At 49.9% G+C, this 15,123-nt stretch carries 12 protein-coding genes; 2 read left to right on the top strand and 10 right to left on the bottom strand.

Going from position 1 to position 15,123, the window contains the following annotated elements:
• Positions 1-17 precede the first annotated feature (17 nt).
• The 6 genes from B0X71_RS13015 to B0X71_RS13040 form a co-directional block, all read right to left on the bottom strand.
• Positions 18-395, bottom strand: coding sequence for a YisL family protein (locus B0X71_RS13015; protein ID WP_077589826.1), 378 nt, complete (start codon positions 393-395; stop codon positions 18-20).
• 70 nt (positions 396-465) lie between these two features.
• Positions 466-1,365, bottom strand: coding sequence for a fumarylacetoacetate hydrolase family protein (locus B0X71_RS13020; RefSeq protein ID WP_077589827.1), 900 nt, complete (start codon positions 1,363-1,365; stop codon positions 466-468).
• Between the two features lie 45 nt (positions 1,366-1,410).
• Positions 1,411-2,583 carry a DUF418 domain-containing protein gene (locus B0X71_RS13025; protein ID WP_077589828.1) on the bottom strand — a complete coding sequence of 391 codons (1,173 nt, stop codon included), beginning with the start codon at positions 2,581-2,583 and terminating at the stop codon, positions 1,411-1,413.
• Positions 2,584-2,593: 10 nt separating this feature from the next.
• Entirely contained in the window at positions 2,594-6,208 is a 3,615-nt protein-coding gene (addA, locus tag B0X71_RS13030; RefSeq protein WP_077590998.1) for a helicase-exonuclease AddAB subunit AddA, read from the bottom strand.
• A complete protein-coding gene (gene addB / locus B0X71_RS13035) occupies positions 6,195-9,662 on the bottom strand; it encodes a helicase-exonuclease AddAB subunit AddB (protein WP_077589829.1) in 3,468 nt (1,155 codons plus the stop codon). The genes addA and addB overlap by 14 nt, the downstream gene beginning before the upstream one ends.
• 91 nt (positions 9,663-9,753) lie before the next feature.
• Complete coding sequence (locus tag B0X71_RS13040; protein ID WP_077589830.1) at positions 9,754-10,383, bottom strand: TVP38/TMEM64 family protein; 630 nt, start codon at positions 10,381-10,383, stop codon at positions 9,754-9,756.
• Positions 10,384-10,537: 154 nt separating this feature from the next.
• Between B0X71_RS13040 and B0X71_RS13045 the strand changes: the two genes are divergently transcribed.
• Both B0X71_RS13045 and B0X71_RS13050 read left to right on the top strand, forming a co-directional pair.
• The gene (locus tag B0X71_RS13045) at positions 10,538-11,230 is read left to right on the top strand and encodes an AzlC family ABC transporter permease (RefSeq protein ID WP_077589831.1); all 693 of its coding nucleotides are present in this window, start codon (positions 10,538-10,540) and stop codon (positions 11,228-11,230) included.
• The gene (locus tag B0X71_RS13050; RefSeq protein ID WP_077589832.1) at positions 11,230-11,535 is read left to right on the top strand and encodes an AzlD domain-containing protein; all 306 of its coding nucleotides are present in this window, start codon (positions 11,230-11,232) and stop codon (positions 11,533-11,535) included. The genes B0X71_RS13045 and B0X71_RS13050 overlap by 1 nt, the downstream gene beginning before the upstream one ends.
• A 17-nt stretch (positions 11,536-11,552) precedes the next feature.
• Here the strand turns inward: B0X71_RS13050 and B0X71_RS13055 are convergent, their stop codons facing one another.
• The 4 genes from B0X71_RS13055 to B0X71_RS13070 form a co-directional block, all read right to left on the bottom strand.
• Positions 11,553-11,804: a CsbA family protein gene (locus B0X71_RS13055; RefSeq protein WP_077589833.1), complete on the bottom strand. Its 252-nt coding sequence runs from the start codon at positions 11,802-11,804 to the stop codon at positions 11,553-11,555.
• 22 nt (positions 11,805-11,826) lie between these two features.
• Positions 11,827-12,942 (bottom strand): trans-sulfuration enzyme family protein, encoded by a 1,116-nt coding sequence (locus B0X71_RS13060; protein WP_077589834.1) that lies wholly within the window; start codon positions 12,940-12,942, stop codon positions 11,827-11,829.
• Positions 12,939-13,535 (bottom strand): redoxin domain-containing protein, encoded by a 597-nt coding sequence (locus tag B0X71_RS13065; protein ID WP_077589835.1) that lies wholly within the window; start codon positions 13,533-13,535, stop codon positions 12,939-12,941. The genes B0X71_RS13060 and B0X71_RS13065 overlap by 4 nt, the downstream gene beginning before the upstream one ends.
• Positions 13,536-13,647: 112 nt before the next feature.
• Positions 13,648-15,111, bottom strand: a complete 1,464-nt coding sequence (locus B0X71_RS13070) for a murein hydrolase activator EnvC family protein (protein WP_077589836.1) — start codon at positions 15,109-15,111, stop codon at positions 13,648-13,650.
• Positions 15,112-15,123: the final 12 nt, after the last annotated feature.

Consider the following 15,123-nt stretch of genomic DNA (forward strand, 5'->3'; position numbering starts at 1 on the left):
GACGCCGGAGCGCCTGTTTAAAATGCTAGAAAATCGAGGTTCAGTGGAAGTCTGAATCCGTAGAACAATGTTACAAACAGGAAAACAGCAAACAGCAGCCAGAATAGCCCCGTTGATTTTCCTTTCTTGCCCCGAACCAGTACCATTTCCATCATACCGATCGTCAGCAGGCCGAATAGGAATTTCAGGCCATACTCCATCGCATTAATGGAAGAGAACTCGAAGAACAAGGCACCACCTGTGATGATGATCAGGATGTAGAACACCCGCAAAATCATCTGTGTAATTTTTCGGCCTTTTGAGTCCGCAGCCATGGCTGCCGCTGCAAAAAACAAAATCAGACCGACGACCCATGTTGTGATGTGCAAATGTGTTGATGCTGTAAGAAAGTCCAAATTGTCACCCCATTACCAAGTATGTCGGTTTTCAGTATAGCACACCGGGTTGGGAGAGACACAAACAGCTTTATTCCAAATGTGTCACAAGTGTGCCGATGCCTTCAATCGAGATTTTAACTGTATCGCCGGCTTTCAGGAACTTCGGCGGATTGAATCCTTTGCCAACGCCGGCTGGTGTACCGGTCAACAAAATATCGCCTGGTTCCAAAGCAACATATTTGGATACTTCACTGATCAGGTCATCTACAGCACGGATCATGTTCGCAGTCGTCCCGTTCTGCCGCACTTCATCATTCACTTTCGTGACGATGGATAGTTGCTGCATCGGGGCAATTTCATCTTTCGATACAAGATACGGTCCCATTGGACAGGAACCGGGCAGGCTCTTGCCAAGGAAGAATTGCTGGTGTTTTTTCTGCAGATCCCGGGCGGTCAGATCATTGGCAATCGTGTAACCGAACACGTGATCATACGCGAGCTGCTTGGGAATAGCTCTTCCTGCTTTCCCTATGACGACTGCCAATTCACCTTCATAATCATATTGATCTGTCAGATCTGCATGAACGGGAACCGTTGCTTCATCGCCGGCTATAGTAGTCGGTGATTTTGTGAAAACCACCACGGCTTCAGGAACCGAATCGCCCATTTCTTTTGCATGATCTTCATAGTTTTTTCCAATGCCAATGATATTTTTCAACGGCCGCGGAATTGGTGCCAGCCATTCAATATCCATAAAAGAGTGTTTGAATTGTTCAGGGTGATCTGACTGCTTTGCCGCTTCCGTCAATTTACGGACTTGTTCTACAAATTCCATACCGAGAGAAACCCCTTCAATCAGGGTTTCCGGAAACGACTTCAACGGCTGCAGTTCCTGCTGGATTTTCAGAACATCCCATACTGCTTCTTCCTTTTTTACTTTCGGACCGAATCGCACTTCGCCTGAGTAGCGGAATGATAACAGCTTCATTCAATAAACACTCCTTCTGTTGTGATTGCTATTCATTATACACGTTCACGAACCGGATGGGGTGCTTTTTTTCGTTCCATACGTGACTTTGCGCCATAGCATTTCAAGCGGTCCCTGTTTGAACCGCGTCAGCCATAATTCCGCAAAAATCACAAGAAGCGCATAGATGCCAAATGCCATCCATGTACCGGTGACCACATCAATCTGTCCATACAGCCCGAATCCATACGAATAAAAGATAGTCGTCGCAATGACGGATTCAGCGATGTATGTGGTCAGTGACATACGGCCGGTTTTTGCCAGCGGGCGAAGCAATTTATGAATGTATACATTCTGTGCAAGCAGGGCAATCACTGCGGCATACCCGACAGCAACGAGCGGCCCGCCGATGAAATCCTGTAAATATTGCGTGAAATAATCCGCCTGCCAGAGGAACGGCAGGAACTTCAGCAGCAAACCGGCACCTAGACCGATTACCGCAAGAGCTGTCCATAATTTCCATAGCCGCTTCGCCTGTTCAATGAGGCGTAACTTCCCGGCCGCGGCACCGATCAGCATATACGGCAAAATGGTCACTGTGAAGAACAGAGCATTGCCTAAATTATTTGTGTTGTACCAATCAGCAAAGCGTTGCATGAAAATATCTGAATAAGACCCTTGTGCATATGCCTCATAGGAACTGATCACTTCTTCGATGCCGGTATAGAAAGGTGCCCCGGACGTTGCTGCCATGTAAGAAGCAAGCAAAAACATCGTATGCGGCACAGCATAGATAAGTATCGCACTGACGAGCAATGCAACGGCAGGAAGCCGCAGCAGAAAAATGAGCAAAAATCCGAGCAGCGCATATGTAATCAGAATATCCCCATACCAGATGAGAAAGGCATGGATCATCCCAAATACGAGCAGCACAAGCAGACGGCGTACGGCAAGCGGCAAAAATGCCTGCCCCCTCTTTTCCGCCCGCATGAACTGAATCGCCAGTCCGTACCCGAACAGCATGGAAAACAACGGATAGAAACTGGTCTGTACAAACACATCAATGTATTTGAACGCCGCCCGGTCTGCTGGTGCTTCAAAAAAACTGTATGAATCGATATAAGAAAACGGGGTATGGAATGCGAGCATATTCACCACAAAAATGCCGAGGAGCGCAAAGCCCCTCATCATGTCAATCGCATCAATCCGTTCATCCAACGCTACCGGCTGCAATTTCACGGCAATCCTCCTAAATCCTGACTTCCTGATCCGCATCGAAGAGATACAGCACCCGCTCTTTTACGTGTATCAGCAGAATATTTTCCACAGCTTCTTCATAAGCAGTAAGCTGCACACCGTAACGTTCGGCCATTTCCTTTGGAACATCCGCTATCTGGCGGGTCCGATCCGTTTTATAATCCAGCAGGACCCAGCCGTCTTCTTCCTCAAACAGGCAGTCAATGATCCCTTGGACAATCTGGTGATCACCATCCTGGTCTTCACGGCCGTAAGTGAACGGCACTTCCCGTTTGATGGCTTTTGCATTCCGGAGCCGCTTCCAGATATCGCTGTCATAGAAACGGACAATGCCGGCGGGATCCACCGCATTCCCTTCATCGGGCGTCAATAGTTCACGACCAACCAGCTCATCGATAAATGCTTTTACTTCTTCCGCATTCAGTGACTTGTCCAGCGGCAAATGTTGCATGACAGCATGGACGGCTGTCCCGATATCTGCGGCTGTTAATCGGTCTTCCTGCATGAAATCCGGCCGGTGATACAGCGTGGAACGCATCGGTACAGCGGGGCGCATGAAGATTTCCGGTTCCTCGAGCCGCTCAAGTGCCTGAAGGCGTTTCAGCTCGGTCACCGATTGCTTCGAACGCTTTTCCACTGCTTTCTGATGCGGATAGCGGAAATTGAACCGGTGCTCGATTTCAGCTGCAGCATCCTCCGGTTCACTTTCCTGCCCCTCTGTTTCTTCTGTCAAGACAAGTGTCGGCTTTAGATCAATAGCCTGTTCAACAGAAAGCCGGAACCGGGCTGGATGTGACAATGTTTCCCCATCCAATCCGAGTGAATCCGCCACTTGTGGGTGGCGTGCAAGTGCCGGGCCGATCCAGTCCAGGAATCCCTTAGCCCGGGAACGCACGAAATCAGGCAATTGCTTTCCCGCTGTCATGTGTCGCCATGATTCCGTGAGTTTATCCAGGTCCCGGACAGATGCCGACAGATACAGCCTTTCTTTTGCCCGGGTCATCGCCACATACAGCACCCGCATCTCCTCTGCCCGCATCTGAAGCTGCTGTTTTTCTTTTACAGCCAGAAACGGCAATGAAGTATAAGCGAGCCGGGTATCCGGGTTGACTGCCTTGACGGCCAATCCGAATTCCTTATCCGATAAATAGGATTTTTTAAAATCCATTTCGTTGAACGACCGGCCCATCCCTGCCAGGAACACGACCGGAAATTCCAGCCCTTTTGATTTATGGACAGTCATAAGTCGGACGACATTTTCCCGCTCCGACAATGAACGGGCAGTTCCAAGATCATCCCCTCTTGCTTTCATCCGATCAATGAACCGCAAAAAGCGGAACAATCCGCGGAATGACGTTTTTTCGTATTCCAATGCCCGGTCATGCAGGGCACGGAGGTTCGCCTGCCGCTGCTTTCCGCCGGACATGGCACCTGCCATCTCCAAGTAATTCGTATCCATGTAAACCTGCCAGATCAGATCTGCCAATGAGCCTCTCCGGGCCAGATTCCGCCAGTCTTCCAGCTGTACCGTAAAACGGCGGAGTTTTTCTGCAGTATCAGGACGGATGCCGGTTCCGCCGCGTATAAATTCTTTTAACGCATCATAATACGTTCCTTGTGGAAGTGCAAGGCGGATTTGAGCAAGTTCGTTTTCCTTCAGACCAATGAAGGGTGCCCGGAGAACAGCAGCCAGCGGGACATCCTGGTATGGATTATCGATGACACGCAATGTATTTAGCATGATCATCACTTCCAGCGCGTCGAAATATCCGCCTGTCAATTCGGCATAGAGCGGAATACCGGCCTTTTTAAATTCATCAGCGATATCCCCCGACCAGGTCATGGAACGCATCAGAATAACAATATCCCGGTATTCAAGCGGCCGGTTCTCGCCTGTCCATGGATCCTGCACTGTCGCTCCGGAGTCCATCAGCGCATTAACCTTATTAGCGATCAGCCGGGCTTCCCATTGTGATTTTTCTAATTCTTCGTCCAGTTCTTCTTTATCTTCTTCCAGATCAGGATCATGGATCAGTGTAAGTTCAACCGGCATGCCATTACCGGTATATGGAGCTTGCGGCTTCAAAGCAGCCGCTTCATCATAGTCGATTTCACCGACCCGTTCACCCATGATCTGCGAAAAGATAAAATTTGTGCCATCCAGGATTTCTCTCCGGCTTCGGAAATTGGCATTCAGATCAATCCGGCGGCCTTCTTCTTTCGGGTCGCGCTGAAATTCGGCATACTTTCCAAGGAACAGCATGGGTTCAGCCAGCCGGAATCTGTAGATGGATTGTTTTACATCCCCGACCATAAATAAATTGCCGTTCCGTTCATCTCCGGACTTCACCAATTGCAAAATGGTCTCCTGCAGAATATTGATATCCTGATACTCATCCACCAGTACCTCTTTAAACCGCTTCTGATACTCTTCTGCAATCGCTGAAGGCCGTCCCTCTGAACGAAGGAGCTGCAATGCGTAATGTTCAAGATCCGCAAAATCGACAATTGCCCGCTCCATTTTCAAAAGACGGTACTGTTCTGCGAATTGCTTCGTCAACGCGGTCAATGTGCGCATCATCGGTGCCATCTCCCGCATTTCCTGAAGCAGCCGATCGGGCGGACGGATAAAATAATCATCCCTGACTTCTTCCATTACCTTCTTCAGCTGCGCACGCTTTTTCTTGGCAGCTTCCGCAAGCTCCGGACTGCAGGAGTCTTTTCGGATAGCCGCCGCTTTCTCCAGCCGGAATCCGTTCATGAAACGAAACAGATTTTCCCATGATTCATCCAGCGCACCGAGCGCACTTTGAATCACATCTCCGTCCAGCCGGAACGTTTCTGCCAGCGGGGCAGGACCATCCGGTTCCTGGGCGAGACGGACCCCTTCTCCTGCAATCTGCAGCGCTTCTTCAAATGCATGGCGGATCGACAGTTTCAAGTCGGCTGCGAACTGCAGCTCATCCACCGTAAACCCTTCCGGCACATCGTACAGGGCCGGCACGCTGTCCAGCCAAATTTCAGGGTCCGGATGCACCCGTGAATAATCAAACAAATTGCTGATCAGTGTTTCCATCGCTGCATCGCTCCGATCAGACGTAAAACTGTCCGCAAGACGGTAAACCCCTTCGGCATCTTCGCTATCATATGCCCGTTCAAGTACCGCTGCCATGACATCATCCCGCAGCAATGCTGCTTCCGTGTTATTGGCAATCCGGAAACCGGGGTCAATGTCCAGCAAATAAGCATACTGCCGGACAATCTGCATACAAAATGAATGCAGCGTGGAGATCTGGGCTTTATTGATCAGTCTGAGCTGTTTGCGCAGATGCTGGGATTTCGGATTGGCTGCAAGCGCTTTTTCAAGCGCTGCGGCCATCCGGTGCCGCATTTCTGCAGCAGATGCATTCGTGAATGTCACCACGAGCAACTCATCCACATCCATCGGATCCAGTTCGTCCATGACCCGTTCGATCATCCGATTGATCAGCACCGCTGTCTTCCCGGAACCGGCGGCAGCGGAAACCAATGTGTCCTGCCCTTTTGCCCAAATCGCTTCCCATTGGGCATCTGTCCAAGTGGCATTGGCCGGTTTAGTCGGAATCATCTTCATTCAGCTCCTCTTTCATTAAATCAATTGATTCTTTCGGTGAGTTCGACGGAAGCCGCCGGTACTTCTGATCCGGGTCAGCCGGATCGAATTGGCACACAGGCCGGTAAGAACAGAATTGACAAGGTGTTTTGTCCTTCAGCTTGTATGGATCGATACGGGTATCACCGCCAAGTATTCCATTTCCCGCCTGCTGGTGTTTATGCCGGGTGAATTCACGGATCATTTGCATGTCCTCGAGTTCCACGGTCTTAGACTGGGAAGGAGAGACTTGGCCATCCTTTTTCAGATACACAGGGATAATTTTGGAATGGCCCTCCGCTTTTCCATCCATTGTCCGTATTACTTCCGGATCTTCAACGATCAATCCGTTCATTTTGTAAGCTTTTAACAATTCTGTCTCCAATTCCTCTGCTGTCAGTAATTTCGTCTGCTTCAGCATCGGATTGTGCATATGAAAATACAGGACACCTGCCGGTTCAGCTTCTGTGCCGAGCCAGCGGCCTGAATTTGTCAGCGCCACATCCAGATAAGTGAAAGTCTGCAGCGCGAGACCGCGGTACACTTCATTAAGATCCAGTCCATTCCCCGACATTTTGTAATCGAGCACCCGCATATATGGCTTTCCGTCGATTTCTGCAGAATCGACCCGGTCAATACGACCGCGGACATACATCTTTCGACCGCGCTTGAGATTGACTTCAAGCGGCGGAACAGCTTCCTTCGGTCCGAATGCGACTTCCATTGCAATTGGCGAGAAACCTGTCACTTGCGCATGCTTTGACAGCATCGCGGCTGTCTGGCGAATCACACCTTCTAATTTATGCTGAATGTAACGGTAGCGGGAGGAGCTGATCAGAATCTGATTCACGAAATAAGGAGACAGTTCCTCCATCGCCTGCTTCGCCAGGTTTCGGCACTGTTTCTTTGTAAGTGAAGCCCAGGATACCCCCAGTCTGCCTACCTCATCTGAAATCCATTTGATTGCCGCATGGAATAAATCACCTATCTGCGGTGATTCCAATTCATATCTGCTCCGGTCCTTCAGCTGTAGCCCGTGAGCTGCAAACTGAGCGAACGGACAGCTGAAATACTGCTCCACCCGGGAGACGCTCGAAGAGACTGGTGTCCCGTAAAGCGATTCTGTGAGTTCTTCATCAAGCTGCTCAGCTTCATTGGGCTTTATCGGTGCCAGGATCTTATCTACTACAGATTTGTAAAATAAATCTTTCTTATAATAGTCGAGTACAGCCTGCCAGACGGGAGACAATTCCCCTTTCCTGACTTGACTCGTCAGATACATAAGCGTCGGGCGCGGATGAGAAATATATGCCAGCTGCGTCTGACCCTTCATGTCTTCAGGATCCATGACAGCCGGTTCCGGAGCAATCGAGAACATCTCCAATAATTGCTGAACGTACAAGGACGGCAGCAGCGCCCCGCCCTCTTCGTCCGCAATGGGATAAGAAACGGTTAACGTATCAGAAGCAGATGAGAATGCCCGGTAGACGACATAAGCCTCATCCAGTAGCCGCATCCGGGAAGTCGGTGCCAGTTCATAACCGACATTCATGAACCATTCCCGTTCACTGTCTGTCAGCAGCCCTTCTCCTTCAATCCGCTTTGGCAGCACCCCGTCCGTCGCACCGATCACATACACTGACCGAATGTTAATAAGACGTGCAATATCCACAGTCTGAACGGTCACCTGATCGATTGATGGAGGGATGCGCGAAAATTCAAGGGTTTCAAACCCTTCATCCAGGATTTTGACGGCGGTCGTCAGTTCCAGTTCCTGACTGCCGAACATCAGAACGAACTGATCCAGCACTTCTATCCACCTGTCCCACGCCTGCTCGTGTTCTGTCGCCGCAAGCAGCCGATGTTCCTTTTCTTCACGTTCTTTCAGGCGCTGAATCTTTTCATACACGCCAAGATCCTCAATAAACACAAACAGCGCTTCTGCCACATCCCGACCGGTCCGGCATCCATCCAGTTTATCCCGCAGGCCGGCAAGCGGTGCCAGAATCATATCCCGGACAGCATGCAATTCCTCCTGCTGCGCTTTTTCTTCATCTGTCTGTAAAACTGTATGGAGTTCAAGCCCCCGGTATTTTTTGTAGAACCACCGATTTTCGTCGAACCAGCGTTCTCCATAAATGCCATTTGCGATTATAAAATTCTCAAGTACGTCTCCCCGTTCACGCCATTCATGTACGCTTTCTCCCGGAAAAAACAAATCCGTCTTGACCGCCCTGAAAACCGGTTCATAAGACAGGCCGCTCAAAACCGCTTCAAGGGCCGACCGGCTGAGTTCAATCAGCGGATGGTGAAGCATGGATTTTTTCCGGCTGATAAATACCGGAAGCTCATATTGGGCGAAAATCGTTTCGATCAGCTCATTATATGCTTCAGGCTGCCGGTATAAGACAGCCATATCCCGATAACGCATGCCTTGCATCGCCTGTTCCCGGATCTTTCGCGCCACTGCATGGATCTCAGCCCGCCGATTCGATGCCTCTGTAACGCGGACATATCCTTCTGACTCAGTCTGCACGACCGGCTGCATATCAAAACAGCGTTCAAGATGAGCAGTATCCCGATTATTAAAACGGCGTGGTTCAGTCATGTGGACAGGTGGCTCCGATTCGATTCCATCCTGAGCTGCAAGTTCTGTCAATCGCCGGGCTGTACGGACAGGCTGGTAAAATAATGACTGCTCTTCAATTGTTCCGGTAAGTTCATCCATCGGCAAGGCGATGGTTACTGACTTTGCATACTTCATGAGCTCCCGGATAATTTCATATTCCTGAGCAGTGAATGTCACAAATCCATCGATATAAATATCAGCCGTTTTTATCAGTTCAGAATATCGGACTTTCTCGGCGAGCATCCGCAGATGCCCCTCTGAATCGACATAGGTCGTACCCAGACGGCTCTCGATTTCTGTGAGAATCAGTTCAAGGTCTCCGGCTTTATCAAGCAACGTTCGCGGAGCACCCGCTGAAGCGAGTGCATTCCGCAATTCCTTCAATTCTCCGCAATCTACGCAATAGCGGGCGAACTCCTTAAGCAATTCCTCGATCTGATCTGTAAATCCCCGTTTGCCCGCAGCCCGCCGGAATAGCTGAAAATCTTCCTTGTGTTCTTCCAGTAGGCTCCGGATCAGCATGCGGTAACCGAATGTATTGACTTCCTTCCGGCTGATCCCGCCTACTTCCTGAAGCACGCGCCATGCCAGCCGCTTGAATGTCACCGCCTGTGCCCGGATCAGGCCTTTCATGCTGTATCCGGTGGAGAGTCTGTACTCGGTCGAGAATGACATTTGATCAGGCACCACGAAAAAAATCGGGTCACCATCTGCATCATGTTCGAGCGTTTCTGCAATTTCCTCCTGGATAAAACGGGTTTTTCCGGAACCCGCGCGTCCGTATACGATTCGTAGCGACACAGCTTTTCCCCCTTAAAACAAGAACATTTGTTCTATCAATTATACAACAAAACATCCCTGCATTCCACCGCTTCATGAAATGCAGAGATGCTCATCGATTTTTTTTGTCCGGCTCCTTACTCATTTCCCTGAATTCCTGCTCGGCCTTCGCGTTCAGCCGTCTTTCAAAAAATTTACCGGCAACATACAATACAGCAATCACTGCCACAACTATCGCTGTCCGGAGAGGCTGTGTAATCAAAGCCCGCCAGTCATAACCGACGAAACTCACAAACAGAATCATAACAAACTTACCGGCCAGGAGTGTCAGTAAATAATACTTCTTTTTAATATTTGAAAGTCCGGCCACCACATTAACAATCGACGAGGGCGTAAACGGAAAACAAAGCAGCAAAAACAGCGGACCGAAACCATTCCGTTCAACCCATAAAATCAGTTTCTGCACCCGTTCGTGCCGCGTCATGAAATTCAGAAAGCGGGCTTGTCCATAATTCCGGACCACCAGGAATACGAGATAGCCCCCGGCCACTGTACCGGCCCATGACAGTAAAAATCCAAACCACAATCCGTAGGCCGATGCATTGGCGACGACAAACACAAAAAGCGGTAAAAATGGAAGAAAGGCTTCCAGGAATGGGAGCAGAAAACTGATGAACGGTCCAAATGCTCTATAGGAAGCCATCAATTCTTCTATATTCTCTAGCGTGAAAAAATCGGTCATACCGGACTCCTTTTGCAATAATGGAAGAAATTTTCATGAAATTGTTTATAAACACATGAATCTTTGGTATTGTTTCTTTGGTATTGTTATTTATCAGTTTACCGGACAATATTGCTGTCTGAAAGCATGAACACTCAGGAAAAGGAAGATGCCTATGCAAGCGCGTGACTTCTCCGCGGGTCTGAAAGCAGGTACCAGCATTGCGATCGGCTATTTTCCAATTGCATTGACATTTGGGCTGCTTGCCAAGACAACCGGTTTAACCATTTTGGAAGCAACCGCCATGAGCATTTTCGTCTTCGCTGGTGCCGCGCAATACATTTCGCTGTCACTGATTGCCTCAGGAGTCAGCCCCACAGTGATTGTCCTTAATACGTTCATTGTCAATATCCGTCATTTTCTGATGACCGCTTCCCTGAACGAGAAGATGGAACCGGATTCGAAATGGAAAAAAGCGCTGTATGCGTTCGGAGTCACAGATGAAACTTTTTCAATCCTGGCCACTGGGAAGGGCAACCGGATTCCAACTGCGTTTGCCGCTGGTGTCATCTTGATTGCTTATGGCAGCTGGGTGACTTTCACGGCTGTTGGCCACCGGGTCGGTGCTAGTCTTCCCTTGTTTTTACAGGCGGCGATGTCCATTGCGCTATATGCCATGTTCGTCGGTCTCCTTGTCCCTTCGATGCGCGGGAACCGGAAGGTCGTCATGCTGGCATTGACTGCCGCTCTGTTCAATTCTTTTTTTTATTTCACCGGATTGCTGGCAACCGGCTGGGCCATTTTGGTCGCCACCTTGGCTTCATCGATCTTCATTGAAATCGTCTATGCACGAAAGGGGAAATCATAATGGACGCCTGGTATTGGTGGATGATTTTAGGCATGGCCATTGTCACATACATCCCCCGCGCGATTCCGCTCACATTTTTAGAAGGGCGGGAACTTCCGAAACCGGTACAGAATGTACTTCGCAATATTCCTTATGCCGTGCTCGGCGCCTTAATTTTTCCGGCTATTTTTTTTATCCAGGAAAATATCTGGTTTGGTGTTATCGGGGCAACTGCAGCATTCGGACTGGCATTCAGCGGCGCAAATGTAATGATTGTCGTGCTGGGTTCGATTGCCGTCTTGGCCGGATTCAGTTTATTGCTGTGAAAAAAGCCGATTTTCAGTCAGTCCTGAAAATCGGCTTTTTCGGCTCTTTTCACCATATTGGACGCATACCAAAATCCGGCTGTAAGTGAAAACGCATTGACGGCAAACAATAGCCAAGTGTTTGTATAGCCGGCGTAAACAGCAGCAGCAATAAGTGACACAGTCAAAATGAGACCGACAACATGGTGATATGTCACACGGGTAAACAAGACGACCAACAGACCGGGAACGAAAAGCGACAGCATAAATTTGGTCAGCATGGATTCCATGTGTTCATCTCCTGTCTTTAGATCAACCAGCCTGAAAAGCTGCTTCCAGCTGTTCAAGGATATCTTCAGCGCTTTCGATGCCCGCTGAAAGTCGGACAATCCGGCCGGTAATACCGAGTCGTTCCTTTTCTTCATGGGATAACGCCCGGTGACTCGTGCCGTATGGATAGGAGACTGTCGTTTCAACACCGGCAAGCGTAGGTACGATCAGGATCCAGCCAAGGGAAGAGAAAAAGCGGTCTACATCTGCTTCTTCTCCAAGTTCAAACGTCACCATGGCGCCTTTCCCTGGATACCAGACCTTCAAGCCTTTCGTTTCCAGAAACGCAGCAATCCGGCCGGCATTCCCTGTCTGTGCTTTTATGCGGAGTGCAAGTGTTCGGATTCCCCGGACAGCCAGCCAGGACTCAAACGGACTGAGATTCAGCCCCATGCCGGTAATCGTGCGTTCCGCTTCCGCGATCAGCTCTTCATGCCCAACGAGCACACCCGCAGAGACATCACTGTGACCGCCAAGATACTTCGTGGCACTGTGCACGACAAGATCAGCGCCCAGCTCATACGGTCTGCTCTCACACGGAGTAGCAAAAGTGTTATCGATCATTAACTTAGCGCCATATTGGTTCTTCAGCTGCACCAGTGCCGCAATATCTTCGAGGCGGAGAAACGGATTGGTGATGGATTCGCTGATCAGCAGTGAAATCTCAGGATAATCGATCAATTTTTGTTCCACTGCATCGGGGTCCGCAAAATCCACAAAATGTCCCGTGATTCCCAGATTCTTTAATTCATTCTTCAATAATGCGACAGTGCCCCCGTACACATCCTGAGCGGCCAGCACATGACTGCCAGCTGTGGCTGCCGTCAATATACCGGCCAGAATGGCGCCGGTACCGGAGGAAGCCGCCACGCCGCGCGGTGCATTCTCTAAATCCGCGACGGTCTGCGCAAGCAAATCGGTGTTCGGGTTGCCGTTTCGTGTATACAGATACGAACCATTGCCTTCATAATACCCGTTCATTTCTTCCAGTGAATTAAAGGAAAACGCAGAGGTCTGATAAATCGGCTGGACAAGCGGCTGAATCTGTCGTTCCTTCAATGGTTTGCTGTGGACAGCCCGCGTTTCAATTGATTTCATTCGATTTCCTCCTCTGCTAGTCCGCTTACCAGTTCCTCCAGCATATCATTGCTGAGCGGGCCGCGGATCTGAGTCACAAGACGCCCTTCTTCATTTATGAGAAACGTCGTCGGGATCGTCAGTATTCCGTATGCTTCCCGCACTTGCCCTTCTTCATCCAAAGGGATCGGGAATGTTAATCCGTATTCCTGTACGAAAGCATTCACTTTATCCAGGCCGCTGTCTTGGTCGGTTAAATTGACAGCCAGGATTTCCACATCAGCGTCCGCTGCTAATCCTTCATAATAGTTTTGCATTTCAGGCATCTCTTTTTTACAGGGTTCACACCAGGATGCCCAAAAATTCAGCACGACAGCCTGTCCCCTGTAGTCCGATAACCGGATGGTTTCTCCACCCAGGCTTTGGAGCCTGAAATCAGGCGCCGGTTCCCCGGCTGCCAGTCCCGCCCCGCCCGCTGCAGAAAATTCAACGACGGATCCGAGATCATCCGCCGGAATCAATTCATTCTTTTCCAATCTGTCCTGTACGATGCCGACAATAAAATAAACGATCAGGCCGGCGAGCAGAAGCAGACCAAACACTTTTTTCGCCATAAGGACGCTTCACTCCAATCCCTACTATCATACGATACAAATCTCATCTAATCTACTGCCCATCAAGACAAATTAAAAACCGGGAAGCAAAAGCTTCCCGGCATTCGTTACATTAAAATGATACATAATTCAATGGATTGACGAAATTCGTCCGCGCGCTGTTCCATGGTCCCACGTGCACTTCGAAGTGAAGATGCGGCCCTGTGGAACGCCCCGTGCTGCCCATACCACCGATGAATTGACCAGCCCCCACGGATTGACCCGGGCTGACCGCAATTGAGCTTAAATGCGCATACACAGTCGTATATACCTGACCACCGATCGAATGGGTCAGCATGATCATATTGCCATATGTCCCCATCGGTCCGGCATGAACAACTACACCATCGCGAGCTGCAACGATCGGTGTTCCGGAATTATTCGCAATATCGAGACCGATATGTGTCTCATAACCATCACCGATATCCCGGCCGCCAGCTCCGGAAGAGATGTATCCGGTCGTCGGACGAACCCATCCCGATGAAGGAGATGAAGAACTTGATGCGACTTTGCTTTTAGCCGTTACAGTTGCAGTTTCTTCAACAGGTGCCGGTTCACTGGATGCCGATGATGCCGGTGTGCTGTTCTTTTCTGCGGCTGCCGCTCTTTCAGCTTCAGCCCGCTCTGCCGCGGCCTGTTCAGCAGCCGCCCGTTCAGCAGCCGCTTTCTCTGCAGCGGCTTTCTCTGCAGCGGCTTTCTCTGCAGCCAGTCTCCGCAGGCGCTCTTCTTCCTGCTTGCGCGCGACTTCTGCGAGTCGTGCCTGTTCTGCAGCTACCTGCTGTTCGAGTTCCGCACTGACTTCAACGGATTCAGCATGGGCTACTTCCAATGCCCCTTTTTCTTTTAGAAGCCGGGCCTGCTCTGTCTCCAACTGTTTGACAAGGCCCGCCTTTTCACTTTTTTGGTTATCAAATGATTGCTTTAAGCCCACCAGTTCCGCCCGCTGCAGTTCCTGCTCTGCCAGTTTCTTTTCGACAAGCGTTTTCTGTTCGCCAAGCAGTTTCTTGTCTTCTGCCTGTTGCCGCATGATTTCGCGGTCTGCTTCGATCAGTGTATTGACTGCAGAGAATCGGTCAATGAAGTCAATGAAGCTGTTTGCTCCCAAGAGGACATCGATGTATTCAACCGGACCGCCGCTTTTCTGAATGGCGCGTGCGCGTTCTTTCAGCAGCTCTTCGCGTTCAGCGATTTTCTTTTCAAGTTCAGCGATGGATTGCTGCAGTTCTTCAATCTCAGAGTTCGTCTGTACGATTTCCCCTTCAACAATTGCAACCCGCTGTTCAGTCTCCCGGATCTTGCCGTCCAGTTCCTGGATCTGCGCCATGATCTGTTCCAGTACAGACTGATTCTCGCTGATCTGACTTGTTTTTTCACTGATGCCTGAACGAAGTTCACCTTGCTTTTGCTCCGCCTGTTCCTGGCGTTGCTTCAATTCGTCCAGTTTGCTCGCTTCTGCCGATGGAACCAGCAGACTTGCTGCGAGCAGAGAAGATAATCCAGTCATCATCCACTTTGACTTCACGCTCAAAATCCCCATTCCCCTTTCGCA

Source organism: Planococcus lenghuensis (assembly GCF_001999905.1).
Lineage (GTDB): Bacteria > Bacillota > Bacilli > Bacillales_A > Planococcaceae > Indiicoccus > Indiicoccus lenghuensis.